A 19,185-nucleotide genomic window follows, 5' to 3' on the forward strand; every position below is an offset into this window, starting at 1 on the left:
TGAGGGGCTTTATTTACTGTCAGACTTATATTCGTACTCGTAGTAACCGTAATCCTGATAACCGCTGGCGCGACGGAAGATGGAGTTCAGGATCACCCCTTTCACATCGATACCGTTCTGCTCGAAGCGGGCCAGACTGGTTTCCACTTCTTTCAGGGTATTCACCGCATAGCGCGCCACCATCAGCGTGGTGCCCGCATGGCGACCCACAACGGCAGCATCGGTAACGGCCAGAATCGGTGGGGTATCGATCAACACCAGGTCGTAGTGTTTGCTCGCCCACTCCACCAGCTGGCTGAAACGTTCACTCATCAGCAGCTCAGACGGATTTGGCGGAACCTGGCCACGCGGCACAAGATGGAAATTCGGGATTGAGGTCGGTTTGGCACACTGTTCAATCTCCCCTTTACCGAGCAGGATCTCCGACAGACCATTGACGTTATTGGTGCCCAGCAGTTCGTGGGTGTAGCCTTTACGCATGTCGCAGTCGATCAGCAGAACGCGTTTATTGGTCTGGCTCACCACAGCCGCCAGGTTGGCGCAGACAAACGTCTTACCGATAGACGGGCTAACGCCGGTCATCATCAGCACGTTATTTTTGGCCTGCATCATGGCGAAGTGCAGGCTGGTGCGCAGGCTACGAACCGCCTCGATGGCAAGGTCAGTGGGGTTGCCCACCGCCAGCAGCTGGCTCTGCTTATAGCGCTTAACGCCTTTAACCGTTTTCACGCTATCGCGCGATTTCTGCCATTCCGACAGCGGAATACTGGCGTAAACGCTGATGCCATTCTCTTCCAGCACCTGCGGGCTTTCGATACCGCGGTTAAACAGCGAGCGCAGCAGCACACCCATTACGGAAAGCATCAGGCCGAGAATAATGCTGCCCAGAATGATCAGTGCTTTTTTCGGCTTCAGCACACCGGGCTGGGTAATGGCGGAGTCAACAATACGCACATCGCCAACGGTACTGGCTTCGGTAATTTTCAGCTCCTGCTGCTTGTTCAGCAGTTGCATGTAAACCTGCTGGCCAGACTCCACATCGCGAGTCAGACGGACAATCTCCTGCTGGGTTTCCGGCATGGCGGTCACACGCTTGTTGAGATTGGCTTTTTCATCTTCCAGCGCCTGGCGTTTTTCCAACAAGGTGCGGTACGCCGGGTGGCGTTTGGTGTAGAGCTTAGAGATCTCCGCTTCTTTGAAGGTCAGCTCGTTCAGCTGGGCATCGATGTTCACCATCGAATCCAGGACCGATTTCGCTTCCAGCGGCAGGTCCACTGAGTCTTTCTTCTGGCGATAGCTGTTGAGCTTCTCTTCGGCGACATCCAGACGCTGGCGCACTTCCGGCAGCTGTTTTGCCAGGAAGGCCAGGCTTTTAGCCGCCTCTTCCGATTTACGCGCAACGTTCTGTTCCAGATAGTTGCGGGTGATGCTGTTCAGGATGTCGCGGATCTGATCCTTGTCTTCACCGGTAAAACTGAGGCTCAACACCCCGGTGTCTTTACCGTTTTCGGTGACGCTAAGGTTGTTTTGCAGATTGTTGATCATCCCCAGCATGGAGAATTTCGAGACGGTAAACTCACTGCCTTCAGCGGCCTGAATGGCGCTGACCATCATACTGACGCCGTTTTTGCTCAGCATCTGCCCCACTTCACCGCGCGCGCTAAAACCACCATCGCTGGTAAGCTGGTACTGCTTTGGCCCAAGCACTGTCAGCGTGAAGGTTTGATCGGCACCGCCTTTCGGCAGGGTAAAAGTGGTCACTTTTACCGTATCGTTCTGGCGCCCCATCAGCCTGTCCCATCCCGCGCCGAAGACAGGGAAGGTGTTTTTGGTGACGGCAATATCCAGATTGAGATCGTCAACCGTTTTGCCCAGCACCATACGCGACTGGATCAGCTGAATTTCGGCATCGGATGCCGGAGGCTTGTTCGCCAGCGCAGATCCAATATCCTGCACCAGCGAGTTACCGGTATTTTGTTCAATCTGCACCAGCGCATCGGCGCTGTAGATTGGCGTGGCGAAAAGGGTATAAACAACGGCTGCCGCCGCAAACACGGCAGTTATCCCCAGAACCCACCATTTCGCCTCTATAATCGTGCCAACCAGACGACCAATATCGATTTCATCACTGCCCGATATCGGGGCGGCAGAAGGTTTTGTTTTTTCTGTCATTGTTATCCCTGCTGAGCTTTCAGTGCCTGCGCCCACTGACGGGCAGACTGGTCAAGTAAGGTATAAACCGCCTCAAATGCCTCTCGGCTCTTGCGATACGGATCGGGAATTTCGCGTTCATTGTCCCAGTGACCAAAGAGCATCACTTTGCCCCGCATTTCAGGTGCGATTTCACACAGGGCATGAATGTGGCGTTTTTCCATCGTCAGGATCAGGTCATATTCGCGGCACATGCGCCCGGAGACCTGACGGGCGCAGTGCCCGTCTAAAGAGAGGTTATGATCCAACGCCACGTTCGCAGCACGCTCGTCGGCGCCTTTACCCACCAGCGCCCCAAGCCCCGCGGAGTCGACCGTGAGAGCGGGTTGATAGTTCTTCAACAGCCGCTCGCCCGTTGGGGAACGGCAAATGTTCCCCACGCACACCACCAGAATTTTGTTAAACATCGCGGATTACCAGGTATGGATGTCGCGCGCCGTATCCGTCATGTAGCGAACGCCACTGATGGTTGGCAGCAACTGGTTGATCAGGCGGTTCCAGCGGGCAACCGGTGCGGTTGTGACATACACCACATCGTACGGCTGGAGGCGGAATTCGGTTGCCATCACCAGGGAGGTCGCGTCGGACATATCCAGCTGGTAAATGTTGGCAATCTTCCCTTTCGCACTGCCCTCGCCTTTCAGCGGACGGATGACGAAAATACCGCTGGCGTTGGACGAGGTGAGATCGATGCCTTCTGCATTCCCCAGTGCTTCGGTCAGGGTCATGCCGCTGAAGTCCATTTTGAGCGTGCTCTGTTTTTTCACTTCGCCCATCACGAACACTTTCAGATCGTCATTGCGTGGAACGTACAGAATGTCACCCGGATAGAGCAGACGGTTCTGGCTCAGGTCGCCGTTTTGCATCAGCGCCTGAAGGGAAATGCGCTGCTCCTGGCCGTTGTGGGTCAGCACCACATTGCGCCAGTCTGCCGCATCGGTCAGGCCGCCTGCGGCGTTGATGGCGTCCAGCACCGTCAGCGGCACGTTGCTGATGGCCTGCTGACCTGATTTATTCACCTGCCCGGAGACATAAGCCTTTTGCGAGCGGAATGCGGCGATATTAACGTCCACCTGCGGGTCAGCGATGTACTGCGCTAAGCGGCCGGTAATATCACTACGAATTTCGGCGAGCGTTTTCCCCACTACGTGGACTTTACCGATGTAGGGATAGAACATGGTCCCGTCCGGCTGAACCCAGTTCCCGGTATCGCTGGAACTGCGGTACTGGCCCGCTGGCGTAGTCAGTTCCGGGTGATCCCAGACGGTCACGTTAATCACATCCCCCGGCCCGACACGGTACTGGTAGGCGGCAATTTCCTGGTCCAGGGATGTATTTGGCTGGGCCACGTTTGGCCGTGGACGTAATTGTTCCACCAGACGCGGCGTCAGTGGATAAACATTCACCATCCGGTCGAGGTCGAAATCAGCATCCTGCTGTTTGATCACATCCTTTCCCATGGTTGACATATTGCTGCCGGGAAAAACCGTACAACCACTCATCAAGGTCACAGACACCAATAATGGCATCAATTTCATTTTGGATTTCATCATTGATTATTTATCACTTTGGCAGAGTAATTATCCTGTGCAATTTAAATAAGCGCGGATTGAAACGACATTCAGAATGCAGTTAATGAAATAGAAATATAACTGGCATCAGTCCTAAAAAAAGCTTATTCATCCATTGGCTATTGACAGAATAATCGGGGGCCGATTCACACGCTTTCAGGCACGCTACCGCCCTTGGCTTTCAGTTACCAATGCACTGTCTAAACAATATGTTATGGATAAACACCCTCTTTGATTCGGTTGAGATGAAAATATATCAGGCGCAATTAAGGCCGCTTTGATAATGAATCCCTCACCATTCCGTAAGCATGGTAATAGCAACAAGAAATTTGATACTGGAGGAATTGTTGCAGCTAACGTAATAGCAGGCAAGGTAACAACCGCCCGGAAATGGCTTTTTAAGAATAATATTAAGAGCAAATTTTTCACCTTTTAGGATTTTCTTTATATTGACATAATTAAATTAAAAACCACTCCCTGCGATATTTCTTATTTTTATTCATTATCAGATAAAACGATATTTAACATGAAAATAATAAGGCTATTTTCCGGCGCAACACTCAATCGGTTATTGAGATAAATCTCAGGTCGTCATTGCAATTTCGTCCAGCTTTATCCATGATCGAAGTGTGACATTGGTCATATAACAGAAGGTATTGCTATTACTATGGAATGGATTGCCGATCCATCAATCTGGGCCGGACTGGTCACGCTGGTGGTCCTCGAATTAGTGCTCGGGATTGATAATCTGGTCTTTATCGCCATCCTCGCCGAAAAACTGCCCCCTTCACAGCGCGACCGCGCGCGCGTCACGGGCTTATTGCTGGCGATGGTGATGCGACTGCTGCTGCTGGCCTCTATCTCCTGGCTGGTGACGCTCACAAAACCTCTGGTCACTTTTCATGGCCTGAGTTTCAGCGCCCGCGATCTGATTATGCTGTTCGGCGGGCTGTTCCTGCTGTTTAAGGCAACGGTCGAACTCAACGAACGGCTCGAAGGCAAAGACAGCGAAAACCCGACCCAACGCCGGGGAGCACGATTCTGGCCTGTGGTGGCGCAAATCGTGGTGCTGGATGCGGTCTTCTCACTGGACTCCGTGATCACCGCCGTGGGCATGGTGGACCATCTGGCCGTGATGATGGCAGCGGTGATTATTGCTATCACCCTGATGGTGATGGCCAGCAAAGCGCTCACACGGTTTGTGAACAGCCATCCGACAATTGTGATCCTGTGTCTCAGCTTCCTGCTGATGATTGGCTTTAGCCTGGTGGCCGATGGTTTTGGGTTCCATATTCCGAAAGGATACCTGTACGCCGCAATTGGCTTCTCGGTGATCATTGAGTCGCTTAACCAGCTGGCTATTTTCAACCGTCGCCGCTTCTTGTCCGCGAATCAAAGCCTGCGCCAGCGAACCGCCGATACGGTCATGCGCCTGCTCAGCGGGCAGAAAGAGGATGCCGAGCTTGATGCGGAGTCCGCCTCTTTGCTTGCCGATCACAACGATAACCCGATTTTTAATCCTCAGGAGCGGCTGATGATTGAGCGCGTGCTCAACCTCAATCAGCGCTCGGTCAGCAGTATTATGACCTCTCGCCATGATATCGAGCATATCGACCTGACGGCACCGGAGGCCCAGGTCCGTGCCCTGCTGGACAAAAACCAGCACACCCGCGTGGTGGTCACCGGCGGTGAAGATGAAGAAGACTTACTGGGGGTGGTGCACGTTATTGATCTTCTCCAGCAGCAGTTACGGGGAGATGCACTCGATTTACGCGCGCTGGTGCGTCAACCGCTGGTGTTCCCGGAGACGTTGCAGTTGCTGTCTGCGCTGGAACAGTTCCGTAATGCCCGCACCCACTTTGCCTTTGTGGTGGATGAGTTCGGTTCGGTTGAAGGGCTGGTCACCCTCAGTGACGTGATGGAAACTATTGCCGGTAATTTGCCGAACGAGGTTGATGAGATTGACGCTCGCCATGATATCCAGAAAAACCCGGACGGCTCCTGGACGGCCAACGGGCATATGCCGCTGGAAGACCTGGTGCAGTATGTGCCGTTGCCACTTGATGAGAAGCGCGAATACCACACTATCGCGGGCCTGCTGATGGAGTATCTGCAACGTATTCCGCAACCAGGAGAAGAGGTGCAGGTGGGTGATTACCTGATTAAAACGCTCCAGGTTGAAAGCCATCGCGTGCAGAAAGTGCAGCTGATACCGCTGCGCAGCGAGGATGAGCTGGATTTTGAGGTTTAAAAAAGCCGGGTGGCGCTTCGCTTACCCGGCTTACACTGTCTGTCTTTTGTAGGCCGGGTAAGGCGAAGCCGCCACCCGGCGCTACAGAAATCAAAGCTTATCTAACAGCTTCTTCACGTCCTTCCCGCTTTGCGAATCCTTATTCCGATCCGCCCAGTCGTTAAGTCGACGCTTCGCTTCATCCTGCAAATGCTTACGCAGAACTTGATCCACCTGGAGGCTGTAATTGAGCGCCTGCCATTTGCCGTACACATTCAGCGGGATCGGCGTTTCTTTCAGGAAGTCAATCAGCTTGCTCTCGCCTTCCCAGCCGGACAACACACGCACTTTAAATCGCGTATCCGCCGTCTCTTTCACCAGATCGAGCGTACCGGCTCCGGTCAATGACAGTAAAGACGATGTCCCTTCCATGCTATCCAGCGAAAGCTGCCCGTTGTCCAGGGTCAGATCCGTGGTAAAGGCGTCAAGACGCGTTGCGCTGTCGTAGTTCTCTTTTGCCTTCACATCGCTGCTGCGTTCAACCGCCTGCTGCACCAGTTGCTGGAAGTTGAGTCCTTCCATGCGGGTGTCTTTCAGATCAAGATGCGCCTGCCCCTGCCACTCACGGCGGAAAGCATCAGCATCAATCCTGTTACCGGAGAAATCCCCCGCCAGCGTCATCTGCCCGGTCAATGAGATCGGATAATTGAAAGCTTTAAGGATGGTGCCAATCTCAACGTTTTCGAGGCGCGGCTGGAATTCTGCCGTCGGGTTATCGTTACGCACATCCAGAGTGCCAGGTAACGACAGGTGCCCTGCGCCCATTTTACCGCTGAGTTCAGAGATAACCAGCAGGCCATTATGGTTGAACATCTGGCTGCTGACGTCAGTGAAGTCGATACCGCGCCAGCGCACACTGTTAGCCTTGAGCAAGACATCAGCAGTAAAGCCACGCAGCCCATTATAATCAGGCTGGTCAAGATTCGAGGAAATCACAGGACGCGGCTGCTTCACCTGGCTTTGACCGTTCTGCGGCGCGTCGGTGCTGGCGGCATCCGGTGAAGGAGCTGCGAGCAGATTTTCCAGATTGAGCTTATCGAATTGCAGGTTGAACACCCACTTCGGTTTTTCCGCAAGCGAAACGCTCGCCTGCCCTTTCAGGCTACTGTCATTGGCCTGCAAATTAAGATTATCCAGCTCAAGCTGTTTAAGCTCTTCACGCCAGACCGCCTGTAACGTGCCCTGACCGGTAATCCCCTGCGTCGGCAGGTCTGCGCCCGTCAGCTGCCAGTTAAGCTGCTGGATATCCGCCGTCAGCTGATGCGGATAATCTGCGGCGTTAACATTCGCGTTCAGTGACAACGTCAGATCCCGCTGATCGCGGTTGACACGCCCGGAAAATTCAATGGTGGCCTGATGGTTTGCATCCTGCTCCATCTTCAGGCTGATATTGCGCACGGTGACCTGTTCGTCGTCTTCATGCAGGAACACGAGAACGCTGTCGGCCACTTTCAGGCTGCCAATATCAAAAGACCAGCCGGCATCAGACGGTGCATCCGGCAGGGTATTTTCACGCGGCGCAACCGGTGCATCGGATTTACGGACAGCTTCGGTTTGCGGAGTAAGCTGGATCACCGCACCTTTGAGCATCACCTGGTTGACCTGGAGCTGATGCGAAAAGAGCGGGATCAGAGCGACATCAAGACGCATGTTGTCTGCCGACACCAGCGGCTTTTCCGCCCCAGGAGCGGTTAACGACATACGGCCAGAGAGGATGCTGAGCTGCGGCCAGACGTGCCAGCGCAGCGGCCCATCAAGCTTCAGTTGATATCCGCTGCGCGCCTCGACCTGGCGCACCATGTATCCACGAAAATCATTTGGGTTAACCAGCAGAACCAACGCTGAAAGGCCAGCTACCAGCACCACCAGCAAAATCATCAGCGTTGTCAGTACTCTTCTCATGGCATCCTCAATGGACTAACAATCAGTCTTTATCGATACGGCTGGCGACGGCACCTTGCTGATCGCGGTATTTAGCATCCTGACGGCGATTGTAAGGGCGTGCTGCCGGGCCAGTCAGCGGCTCGAAGCTCAGGGCCCCAATCATCATCCCAGGACGCAGCGCCAGCGGCAGTTTACCGGCATTGAAAAACTCCAGCACGATGCGGCCAGACCAGCCCGGATCGATACGGTGCGCGGTCACGTGCACCATCAGCCCCAGACGCGCCAGAGAAGAACGGCCATCCAGCCAGCCAACCAGGTCAGCCGGAAGCGTGACAGATTCAAAGGTCACCGCCAGAGCGAGTTCGCCAGGATGAAGGTAAAACGCTTCCCCTTCATCAAGCACAATTTCGTCACTCATTACGCGGTCAAGCGCAGCGCTGACTTCATCTTTCGGCCCGCTGAGGTCGATAAATGGCGCAGTATGGCCGCTGAACGTACGGAATTTATTCCCCAGACGCACATCAACGGTCACACCGTTGATACGTTCCACTGGCGGACGCGGAGTAATAGACAGGCGGCCTTCATCCAGCCAGGCTTCTATATCTTGGTCACAAAGACGCATGGCACTTTCTCCTTTCGTGCATCAATCCCTGAAGCCTGTCAGGCTCCAGGGCAAACCAGGTTATCTCTGAACGGTACACAATTCGCGCGGTTTATTCAAAAAACTGGCTGATTTTCGCTTTTAAGATATCAATGGCGATACGGTTTTTACCGCCGCGAGGCACGATGATATCGGCGTATTGCTTGGACGGTTCGATAAATTGCAGGAACATCGGACGAACGGTTTTCTGGTATTGCGCCATCACGGAGTCCATCGAACGGCCACGTTCGTTAACGTCACGCTTAATACGACGCATCAGGCAGATGTCCAGCGGGGTATCAACAAAGATAGAGAAGTTCATTGATTCACGCAGGCGAGCATCTGTCAGTAACAGAATGCCCTCAAGGATGATGACCTTTTTCGGTTCAATGCGTACCGTTTCTTTAGTACGGGTATGCTCAACGTAACTGTAAACAGGCAGTTCAATCGCCTGGCCGCTTTTAAGCGCTTCTAAATGCTGGAACAGCAGGCTGTGATCCATCGCATTCGGATGGTCATAGTTGGTTTTAACGCGCTCTTCCATCGAGAGATGCGATTGATCTTTATAATAGCTATCTTCGGGAATGACACCGATGTGCTCATCACCAACTTGTTCACGCAGTTCGCGATAAAGCGTACTGGCAATAAGACTTTTACCTGAAGCCGATGCGCCGGCGATGCCGATAATGACGCACTGATGAGACTTATCAGTCATAAATTTAGCGACCTGATTAACCTGGATGTTAAGGAAGGACGACGCCGGAGCGTCAAACGCGGCAATTATAGGGATTTCGCGGGCGTGATACCAGTCGAATACACAGGTTATGCGAGACAGCATCAAAAGTGACTTTTCATTCCCTTAACGAAATTTTAATGACCATTTTTTCGGCGTTTAACATGAATTTTTTGCAGAGTAACTATTTAATAAGTCTATGATGTCAAATTATGAGCAGTCGCCATATGAATTGTAAATTGTTTGTACTAGCATAAACGAAATTCAAAAATTCACTCGTCTGGACCTGTTTCCGGACGGCCTCGCGTCCCTGGATAAAGCGGTAATGAATAAACAATACCAGCGGGTTTTGGTTACCACCCCACATCCTTTACTGCGACTTGTCTGTCTGGGCCTGGTCACCTTTATCTTTACGTTGTTCTCGCTTGAACTGACCCGTTTTGGAACGCTCCTGGCGCCACTATGGTTCCCGACGTCAATTATGATGGTCGCGTTTTACCGTCACGCAGGGAAAATGTGGCCCGGTATTGCGCTGGCCTGTTCCTTTGGCAATGTTTTTGCCTCCTGGCTGCTTTTCTCATGGGAGTCGATCAGCCTCGCCTACACGGTGATTAACATCATTGAAGCGAGTATCGGCGCATTACTGCTACGCAAACTGTTACCCTGGTACAATCCGCTGCAAAATCTCAATGACTGGGTTCGTCTGGCCTTCGGTAGCGCCCTGGTGCCGCCGCTGATTGGCGGGATCCTGGTTCACTTTATTGTTCCAGGTCCGGAGCCGCTGCGTAACTTTCTGGTCTGGGTATTATCAGAGTCTATCGGCGCACTGGCACTGGTACCATTAGGCTTACTGTTTAAGCCGCACTATCTGCTACGCCACCGTGACCCGCGTCTGCTGCTGGAAACACTTGTGACCATGGCGATTACGCTGGTCCTGAGCTGGATTGCAATTACCTGGCTTCCGTGGCCGTTTACCTGCGTCATTGTCCTGCTGATGTGGAGCGCGGTGCGCCTGCCGCGTCTGGAAGCGTTCCTGGTGTTTTTGGTCACCGTGATGATGGTGTCGCTGATGATGGCACAAAATCCCACGCCGATGACAACCCAAAATACAAGCGCAATGCTCAACGCGCCGTGGTTGCCATTCCTGATGATGCTGCTGCCGGCCAACGTCATGACCATGGTGATGTATGCCTTTCGGGCTGAACGCAAGCACATTACCGAAAGCGAAGAACGTTTTCGCAACGCGATGGAATATTCCGCCATCGGTATGGCATTAGTCGGCATTGAAGGTCAGTGGCTCCAGGCCAACAAAGCGCTATGTAATTTTTTGGGATATACCCAGGCCGAGTTGCAATCCCTCACCTTCCAGCAACTGACCTGGCCTGACGATTTAAACTCCGACCTCGAACAGCTGGAACAGCTGATCAACGGGGACATCAACACCTATTCGCTGGAAAAACGCTACTACACCCGTCACGGGGAAGTCGTCTGGGCGCTGCTCGCCGTCTCGGTTGTGCGCCATGCGGATGGCACGCCCCTCTATTTTATTGCCCAGATTGAAGACATTAACGACCTGAAACAGACGGAATGGGTGAATAAGCGTCTGATGGAGCGTATTACGCTCGCCAATGAAGCGGGGGGTATTGGTATCTGGGAATGGGATCTTGAGCCAGACATCATCAGCTGGGACAAAAAAATGTTCGAACTGTATGAAATCCCGCCGCACATCAAGCCTACCTGGCAAATCTGGCATGAAGCGATGTTGCCGGAAGATCGCCCTCACGCTGAACAGGTGATCCGCGATTCACTGATGGCAAGGCTGCCGTTTAAGCTGGAGTTCCGCATTCGGGTGAAAGAAGGCGTGCGCCATATCCGCTCTCTTGCCAACCGGGTGCTGAATAAACAGGGCGAAGTTGAGCGTCTGCTGGGCATCAACATGGATATGACCGAAGTTAAACAGCTTAACGAGGCCTTATTCCAGGAAAAAGAGCGCCTGCACATTACCCTCGATTCCATCGGTGAAGCGGTGCTTTGTACCGATGTCGACATGAACGTCACCTTTATGAACCCTGTCGCCGAGAAGATGAGCGGCTGGCCTCAGGTTGAAGCCATTGGTCAGCCCATCCTGAAGGTTCTACATATTACCTTTGGCGAAAACGGCCCTCTGATGGAAAACATCCACAGCGGTGATATGTCGCGCTCCGATATCGAACAGGATGTGGTGCTGAACTGCCGCAGCGGCGGAAGTTTTGATATTCATTACAGCATCACGCCACTCAGTACGCTGGATGGGCAAAATATCGGTTCGGTACTGGTTATCCAGGATGTTACCGAATCACGTAAAATGCTGCGTCAGCTGAGTTATAGTGCCTCTCACGATGCCCTCACCCACCTGGCGAACCGCGTGAGCTTTGAAAACCATCTCAAGCGGTTGTTGCAGACGGTTCAGGAAACTCGCCAGCGTCATGCGCTGGTGTTTATCGATCTTGACCGCTTCAAAGCCGTCAACGATACGGCAGGCCATGCGGCGGGCGATGCCCTGCTGCGCGAGCTTTCATCGTTAATGCTGACCATGCTGCGTTCAAGCGATGTGCTGGCACGTCTGGGTGGCGATGAGTTTGGTCTGCTGCTGCCCGACTGCAATATCGAAAGCGCACGCTATATCGCAGGGCGCCTGATCCACGCCATCAACGACTATCACTTTATGTGGGAAGGCCGCCTGCATCGTATCGGCGCCAGTGCGGGGATCACCCTGATTGACGAAAATAACTACCAGGCCGCAGAAGTGATGTCTCAGGCGGATATCGCCTGTTACGCCTCCAAGAACAACGGCCGCGGCGTGGTCACGGTCTACGAGCCTCAGCAGGAACGTGTTCACACTACGCGCGGCATGATGTCGCTCGATGAACAGTGGCATATGATTAAAGACAATCATCTGCTGATGATTGCCCGCAGCGTGGCCTCTCCACGCATCCCGGAAAGCAGTAATTTCTGGCTGATTTCACTGCGGCTGTGGACCAGCCAGGGCGAAGTGCAGGAAGAACACGCGTTCCGTGCCGGGCTGGCCGAACCTGAACTGCTGCACGCCCTCGACAGACGTATTTTCAGTGAGTTTTTCCGGACCTATGCCGCGCAGGTTGCCAGCAAAGGAATGGGTGTCGCCCTGCCGCTTTCAGAGGCGGGTTTAGCCAGCGTCACGCTGGTCGATGAACTGCTCGAACTGCTGGAACAAGGCCCGTTCCCTGGGCGTCTGCTGCATCTGATTATCACCATTGACGTTCTGAACAACCCGGATCCAAACGTACAGGGTGGGCTGCAAAAACTCCGTCACGTTGGCTGTCGCGTGGTGTTAAGCCAGGTCGGGCGCGATATGGACATCTTTAACCAGCTGAGCATCAATATGGCCGATTACCTGATGCTGGATGCGGAAGTGGTGACCAACGTTCACGGTAATCTGATGGATGAGATGATGGTGACCATTATCCAGGGCCACGCGGATCGTCTGGGAATGAAAACCATCGCCGGGCCAAGCAATCAGCCGATCATGATGGACACCTTATCCGGCATTGGCATCGACTTTATCTATGGCGACACCATCGCCGAGCCGCAGCCGCTGGAGTTACTGCTGAACACCAGTTACTTCGCCATCAACTAACGGTGTCCAGCCGTCGGTGTACCAGATGTGCAGTAACGCATAGGAACGCCACGGCTGCCAGCGCTCGGCATAGCGCCGGATTTGCGCCGGTGTCATCCCGGCAAAACGCTGCTTGATGAGATAATCATCCGGCAGGAACACATCCTTTGCCTGCCATCCCCGAAGCGCAAGATAGTTGGCCGTCCAGCGGCCAATTCCAGGCCGCTGCTGTAACGCCTTCATTCCTGCGTCAATATCATCCGGCGGCGTCAGCGGGAATGTCCCGTCGACCACGGACTGCGCCAGATGAATCAGCGACTCAGCCCGCTTAATGGGCATCCCTAGCGCCTTCAGCGACAGCGGGTCGGCGGCTGCCAGCGCATCAGGGGTGGGAAAGCAGAGGTAGTCAGGGAAACCTTTCACCGGCGCGCCACACAGCGTCACCACACGCGACGCCAGTTTCGCCGCCATCGCCACACTCACCAGTTGCCCCAGAATCGCCCTAACGCCCTGCTCCCAGGCATCCATCGAACCCGGCAAGCGAAGCCCTGGCCGGGCTGCGCCCAGTTCACCGAGCGTGGCAAGGACTTGCTGTGGTTCGCAGGTAAGATCGAACAAACGTTCAATCCGTGCCAGGCAGGCCGATGCTACAGGAACCAGCCCCGGGCTGAGAGTGATCTTCAGGGTGCAGGTATCGGTATCGGGCGTGACGCGAAACACGCCCTGATGGCCGTCACAGGCGAAACTGCGCTCGTACCAGGTATCCGTTACGGTTTCGACGCCCGTCACTGCACGCGCGCCAAGAAAGCCAAACATCCATTGCCAGTCGTAAGGGGGTTGCCAGTTCAGGGTGTACATCGCGACTCCTTTTAGGTTCACCACAGCATAAACCGAACAGGCTTGTTTCGCCTTGCTTTCATATTCCTGTTGTCGCAGGCCGGACATTTCGCTAAAGTCTCGCCCCTTCTCACTGGCATGGGGATTTCTACGTGTTTATTGGATTTGACTACGGTACGGCAAACTGTTCAGTTGCCATCATGCAAAACGGGCAACCACAGCTCCTGAAAATGGAAAAAGAGAGTACGTTGCTGCCGTCCATGCTTTGCGCTCCCACGCGTGAAGCGGTCAGCGAATGGCTGTTCCGTCATCACCAGGTTCCGGCCACTGGCGCAGAATCGCAGGCGTTGTTGCGCCGTGCGGTCAGTTTTAACCGCGAAGAAGATATCGACGTTACGCCTTCCAGCGTGCAGTTTGGCCTTTCTTCACTTGGTCACTACGTTGAGGACCCTGAAGAGGTCTACTTCGTCAAATCACCCAAGTCATTCCTGGGCGCGAGTGGCCTGAAGCCTCAGCAGGTGGCCATGTTTGAAGACCTGGTGTGCGCCATGATGCTGCACATCCGCAATCAGGCACACACCCAGGTTAACGATGCCATCACCCAGGCGGTGATTGGTCGTCCGATTAACTTCCAGGGATTAGGCGGCGAAGAAGCCAACCAGCAGGCACAGGGTATTCTTGAACGTGCCGCACACCGCGCGGGCTTCCGCGATGTGGTGTTCCAGTATGAACCGGTTGCGGCGGGGCTGGATTTCGAAGCCACCCTGACGGAAGAAAAACGGGTACTGGTGGTGGATATCGGCGGGGGGACAACAGACTGCTCTCTGCTGCTTATGGGGCCACAGTGGCATTCGCGTCGTGACCGCGAAAATAGCCTGCTGGGGCACAGTGGTTGCCGCGTGGGCGGTAACGATCTGGACATCGCTCTGGCATTCAAAAGCCTGATGCCGCTGCTGGGCATGGGCGGGCAAACGGAAAAAGGGATCGCCCTGCCGATCCTGCCGTGGTGGAACGCTATCGCTATCAACGATGTGCCCGCACAAAGTGATTTCTACAGCACTGCTAACGGGCGTTTCCTGAACGACCTGGTGCGTGATGCCCAGGACGCAGATAAAGTCGCCCTGTTATATAAAGTGTGGCGCCAACGCCTGAGCTACCGCGTAGTGCGTACCGCTGAAGAGAGTAAAATAGCACTCTCGGCAAGTCCTGAGCACGCGGTGACCTTGCCGTTCATTAGCGATGACCTTGCCACTGCCATTACGCAGCAAGGGCTGGAAACGGCGCTGATGCAGCCATTACAGCGCATTCTGGAACAGGTTCAACTGGCACTGGAAAACGGCAAAGAGAAGCCGGATGTCATTTACCTGACAGGGGGAAGCGCCCGCTCACCGCTCATCAAGAAAGCGCTGGCGGAACAACTGCCGGGAATACCGATTGCGGGTGGCGATGACTTTGGCTCCGTTACCGCGGGTCTGGCGCGCTGGGCGCAGGTGATGTTCAGCTAAACACAAAAAACTGAAGCCCCTCAGTCACCTTGTGGGGCCTCAGTATCTACATTGTGCTAAAGCGCTCTTCTTCGTTACTTTCTGAACTCACCCTCTTCCTCCCCCAGGTGGGTTCTTTTGCCGCAGGTTCACACTGCTGTATGTAGCTGCGGAAATCAGCCAGTGCTACAGGCGGCATGAAGTAGTATCCCTGCAAGAAGTCGACCTGACTGGTGATAAGCCATTCACGTTGATAATCATACTCCACGCCCTCTGCAACAGTGCGCAGCCCCAGAATGGCAGCCAGATTAATAATTGACTCCAGCATGGGCATCGACTGGTCTTTTGCATGGATGCCGTTGATGAAGGTCTTATCGATTTTAATGACATCCAGATCCAGTTCATTCAGATAGCATAAATTGGCATATCCCGTACCAAAGTCATCCAGAGCGAAGAGCACCCCGCGGTTACGTAATGAACGAATCAGCTCTTTTATTGCCGGCGTGACCACCAGCGTCTGGTTTTCAGTTATCTCAATCATCAGCTTTATCGGCAGCGATTCCGTTAGCTCTATAAAGTTAAGGCATTCCCAGTAGAAAACGGGGTTGCTTAAGTTAGACGGGCTGACATTGAACGCAACAAAAAAAGTCTGATCCTGCCAGTCAATATCGTGACTTAAATCGCTGGCAACTTTGTTCATTAAATAACTCGTCAGCTCATTGATTTGACCACTGCTTTCTGCCAGAGGAATAAATTCCCGTTGCGAAATGGCATAATTATGACCCAACGGCCAGCGCGCCAGCACCTCCACGCCACGTAGTTCACCTTTATTCCCGACGATAGGCTGATAGTAAGGAATAATTTCATCGTTCTTCAGCGCCAGATTTAACCGACTCGCTTCGTTGCTATCATAGAAACGTTCTTTCATTGCTTGTCTTGCCGTATTTTCGTGCCCAACCATTCTTTCTGCCAGAAAACCATTTCTGGCCAGAAAGATGATAGTTTCGTTGAAGTTATCAAAACCTAAACGATGGGTTATTTTATCCCGATAGCGATAAAGCGATTTAGACGCTAACGAGTTCGCTTTACAAAATTCTTCCAGCCCTTCCTTGGTAAAAGAGGCATTAAGCATTTCTTCTTCAAAATCACTCAAGCGGAATGTATCAACACTTCCCAGTTTAGATGGTGTTTCCATCCTGGCTTCGGACATCAGAATATTCTTCAGCATATTGATGACCGTAGTAAACTGTATTTTTGCGTTAATAAGCTCAGCGTTCTCATACCCTCGATTAATACATTTATTTTCACTCAACCTCAGAACAATACTGTTCACATTGATAAACTGACTGCTGTTCCTTTGCAGCCATTTTTTAACTAAAAAAAATGGCATCCTGCTATCAATTATTAACAGGCAGGTATTGTATTGCGGAATGGAAATGTCTGAGTCAGAGACAAACGTTCCGGTATCCACCAATACAAGATTAGGTAAAAAAGACCTAATTCCTGAGAAAAGATAAATGTCATAACTGAGCAGGAAGACCTTTTTCGTGTTCATAATAATCACCATAAAAGTTTAATTGCAAAGCACTTCCTTCCCCCGTAAAGAAAGAATATTTACAATCGTGTCGATTTCCATCAAACATCCAATGCCAGGTAGACAACATTTATTCTTATAAATAAAAAGAAAAATAGCAGAGCTAGCGTTTTCTCCTTCAGTTAAATTCATATTGTGGATACAATGATAAAAGTCTTCCTGATGTTTATACAGGGAATTTTCTCAATATGAATCAGTACAAACTAATGCCCTTACATTCAGCTCGCGACAAAATAAAACCACTGCCATAGTCATTCACACTGTTAACAGACAGAATAAATCACCACAAAGGCAACGCAGTTCAGATAATCATTTCAATGAAAATAACAGATTTGTCCCTCCTTCACTTCGCCCGACAGACCATCAGCGTGCGGCGAAGATCCCTAACCCCATAAACATTATCGGATATATGCATAATCTTGTAGTAAAAGACCTTCTGTTTTGACATGAGTAAATCTGTTATCGCGTCAGGTAAGTCATCATTGTCATTCTTTACCACCGAAACGCGTTGAGTACGCAAGTAGCCATCACTGTCCTGCCCGGTAAATTTCAGTGTTGTTGAACGATTAACAGAATAGTTCTGGCCATTAACGTCCAGCACTCCCACTTGTGAGAACACTCCTTCCCTGGCAGAAGAAATTCTGAATACTAATAAGACTTCGCCTGCAATGTTCACCCCATCTTTTTGCGTATTGAGGGAGAGGTGGTTTTTAGCAGTACAGACTAAAGCTGAGGGGATCTTAGTGCGATTCAGCATAAAGAAAAAAATCACCACCAATGCTGTAATCAAGCTAATAAATATAATTTTCGCACTCACTCGCCATCCCCTTCTGATCCATTTTACATACACTGAAGAAATACTCTTTCAGTTTATTACCTGCTGATAAACTGTTGTCATCATAAAATACGATAACTTTGTTTCTTCCTTTACAAATGGAATTGAAATCTTGCCACTTTGGCGAATTCAGAAACTGGGATACCTTTTCTGTTGAATTATCATCTGTAGTATAAATATCACACACACCAGATTTTATAACATGCACAATATTGTCGTGATCTCTTAGCATTGCGACGAGTATAACGCCGACGGAAACAAAAATAATGAAACTAAATAAAAACAATAATACTGACTTACGATAGCGCGCAAATTTAATCGATTTATTCACCGTAGATAATGTAGCCATACTACAGTTTAAAACTTCATCACTAACATTTTTGATCTGCGCCTCGAAAAGAAATCCTTCTCGCGGAATGGTGACAATCAGATCGTCCATACCCAAAGCTGTAAACGCTTTGCGCAACATGCTCACACTTTTATTAAGGCTATGCCCAGACGGGATCATGCCATGCCGACCCCATACCTCTTCAATGATCAGTTCCCGGTTTAATTGCTTATAATTATTTTCGATAAAGAGTTCAAGTAACCTTGCGGTTGGTGCTGACAGGACCGTTCTTTCGCCTTGCGCACTCAACACTCGCTTCTCTGAATCGTATAAAACCTGATCATTAATGATTTTTTTCATCCAGGTAAACTCTTATATTTTTATCTTTGACGTTACCAACAACCCCCATACAGAATATATTCACTATATAACGTTAGCAATATAGGAAAGTTTTATTTTTATTTTATGAGCTACGTTTGAAACACCCATTACCAATTGGGAGGTATTTCTGCAAAGCAACAATAAACTTTTTATTTTGACTTTTCAGACCGGGACTATTGTACGTCTCCCCTGGCAGTACATAACGAATAGTTGCTTCATCATCTGTTGAGTTGCATCCTTTCTGAACAATGATTTTAAAAAAAGTATTCCCGGTATTTTTGAGAATGCCGGCCTGCTCATCCAGCGTATAACGCAGATCCACTTTTCTGGGGCGAACCACCAGAATCGTGTCCAGGGCAATAGCCGGTATCGCTTCACTCTTTTTACCCGTGTTGCGCTCCGGGAACAGCGTCACTGGCATTTCGGTGAACTGCACCCGGTAATAGCGCTCTTTGTCGTCCTGCGGCCCACGATAAAAAATTTTGAAATACTCCCCGGCATCCGGCGCCAGGGAGAAATTAAGCGGGGCAAAAAGCAGCTCTCCTTCCTGTATTGATTCGCGCCGTTCCCCGCCTGGACCAGGTTTGTCAATTTTCACCGCAGAAATGCTGTACACATTCTGTTTCTTGCTGTCATTGAAAATACGCTTGCTAATAAATGGCTTATCTGCGGCCATGTCGTAAATCGTTGAATCAAGATACAGGGCGTGGGCAGAGAGACTCAACAGCGCCGCGTATGTTAAACCCGCACAGGTCATTGCCGC

General features: G+C 51.6%; 14 protein-coding genes. 3 read left to right on the forward strand and 11 right to left on the reverse strand.

All coding sequences use genetic code 11. The annotated features are described in order from the left end of the window. Positions 1–9: 9 nt before the first annotated feature. Genes wzc through F3J30_RS04455 form a run of 3 tightly spaced genes read right to left on the reverse strand, consistent with a single transcriptional unit; the run spans position 10 to position 3,764 of the window. Complete coding sequence (wzc, locus tag F3J30_RS04445; protein ID WP_166716171.1) at positions 10–2,172, reverse strand: tyrosine-protein kinase Wzc; 2,163 nt, start codon at positions 2,170–2,172, stop codon at positions 10–12. A 2-nt stretch (positions 2,173–2,174) separates the two neighbouring features. After that, positions 2,175–2,618, reverse strand: coding sequence for a low molecular weight protein-tyrosine-phosphatase Wzb (gene wzb / locus F3J30_RS04450; protein WP_166716174.1), 444 nt, complete (start codon positions 2,616–2,618; stop codon positions 2,175–2,177). 6 nt (positions 2,619–2,624) lie between these two features. After that, positions 2,625–3,764: a polysaccharide export protein gene (locus F3J30_RS04455; protein WP_014070943.1), complete on the reverse strand. Its 1,140-nt coding sequence runs from the start codon at positions 3,762–3,764 to the stop codon at positions 2,625–2,627. A gap of 685 nt (positions 3,765–4,449) precedes the next feature. Between F3J30_RS04455 and F3J30_RS04460 the strand changes: the two genes are divergently transcribed. Then, the gene (locus F3J30_RS04460) at positions 4,450–6,033 is read left to right on the forward strand and encodes a TerC family protein (RefSeq protein ID WP_014070944.1); all 1,584 of its coding nucleotides are present in this window, start codon (positions 4,450–4,452) and stop codon (positions 6,031–6,033) included. Positions 6,034–6,123: 90 nt separating this feature from the next. Here the strand turns inward: F3J30_RS04460 and asmA are convergent, their stop codons facing one another. From asmA to udk, 3 genes are all read right to left on the reverse strand, one after another. Then, positions 6,124–7,974 carry an outer membrane assembly protein AsmA gene (gene asmA / locus F3J30_RS04465; protein WP_166716177.1) on the reverse strand — a complete coding sequence of 617 codons (1,851 nt, stop codon included), beginning with the start codon at positions 7,972–7,974 and terminating at the stop codon, positions 6,124–6,126. Positions 7,975–7,996: 22 nt separating this feature from the next. Then, positions 7,997–8,578 (reverse strand): dCTP deaminase, encoded by a 582-nt coding sequence (gene dcd / locus F3J30_RS04470; protein WP_014070946.1) that lies wholly within the window; start codon positions 8,576–8,578, stop codon positions 7,997–7,999. 91 nt (positions 8,579–8,669) lie between these two features. Next, on the reverse strand, positions 8,670–9,311 hold the full coding sequence (udk, locus tag F3J30_RS04475; protein WP_041162252.1) for a uridine kinase: 642 nt from the start codon (positions 9,309–9,311) through the stop codon (positions 8,670–8,672). Positions 9,312–9,654: 343 nt separating this feature from the next. On the opposite strand from udk, the gene F3J30_RS04480 reads away from it, so the two are divergent. Then, complete coding sequence (locus F3J30_RS04480; RefSeq protein ID WP_166716179.1) at positions 9,655–12,984, forward strand: diguanylate cyclase; 3,330 nt, start codon at positions 9,655–9,657, stop codon at positions 12,982–12,984. Here the strand turns inward: F3J30_RS04480 and alkA are convergent. After that, positions 12,949–13,821 carry a DNA-3-methyladenine glycosylase 2 gene (gene alkA, locus F3J30_RS04485; RefSeq protein WP_166716182.1) on the reverse strand — a complete coding sequence of 291 codons (873 nt, stop codon included), beginning with the start codon at positions 13,819–13,821 and terminating at the stop codon, positions 12,949–12,951. The genes F3J30_RS04480 and alkA overlap by 36 nt on opposite strands. 131 nt (positions 13,822–13,952) lie before the next feature. Between alkA and yegD the strand changes: the two genes are divergently transcribed. Continuing rightward, positions 13,953–15,305 (forward strand): molecular chaperone, encoded by a 1,353-nt coding sequence (gene yegD / locus F3J30_RS04490; protein ID WP_166716184.1) that lies wholly within the window; start codon positions 13,953–13,955, stop codon positions 15,303–15,305. 46 nt (positions 15,306–15,351) lie between these two features. Here the strand turns inward: yegD and F3J30_RS04495 are convergent, their stop codons facing one another. The 4 genes from F3J30_RS04495 to F3J30_RS04510 all read right to left on the reverse strand — a co-directional run bounded on the left by F3J30_RS04495 (position 15,352) and on the right by F3J30_RS04510 (position 19,179). Then, complete coding sequence (locus F3J30_RS04495) at positions 15,352–16,839, reverse strand: EAL domain-containing protein (protein WP_247650494.1); 1,488 nt, start codon at positions 16,837–16,839, stop codon at positions 15,352–15,354. Positions 16,840–17,221: 382 nt separating this feature from the next. Continuing rightward, a complete protein-coding gene (locus F3J30_RS04500; RefSeq protein WP_166716188.1) occupies positions 17,222–17,695 on the reverse strand; it encodes a hypothetical protein in 474 nt (157 codons plus the stop codon). Next, a complete protein-coding gene (locus tag F3J30_RS04505; protein WP_166716190.1) occupies positions 17,670–18,401 on the reverse strand; it encodes a winged helix-turn-helix domain-containing protein in 732 nt (243 codons plus the stop codon). Before F3J30_RS04505 ends, F3J30_RS04500 begins: the two co-directional genes overlap by 26 nt. Before the next feature lie 103 nt (positions 18,402–18,504). Beyond that, positions 18,505–19,179 carry a molecular chaperone gene (locus F3J30_RS04510; RefSeq protein ID WP_166716693.1) on the reverse strand — a complete coding sequence of 225 codons (675 nt, stop codon included), beginning with the start codon at positions 19,177–19,179 and terminating at the stop codon, positions 18,505–18,507. Positions 19,180–19,185: the final 6 nt, after the last annotated feature.

The sequence above is a fragment of the Enterobacter sp. Tr-810 genome, from assembly GCF_011752765.1.
Classification (GTDB): domain Bacteria; phylum Pseudomonadota; class Gammaproteobacteria; order Enterobacterales; family Enterobacteriaceae; genus Enterobacter; species Enterobacter soli.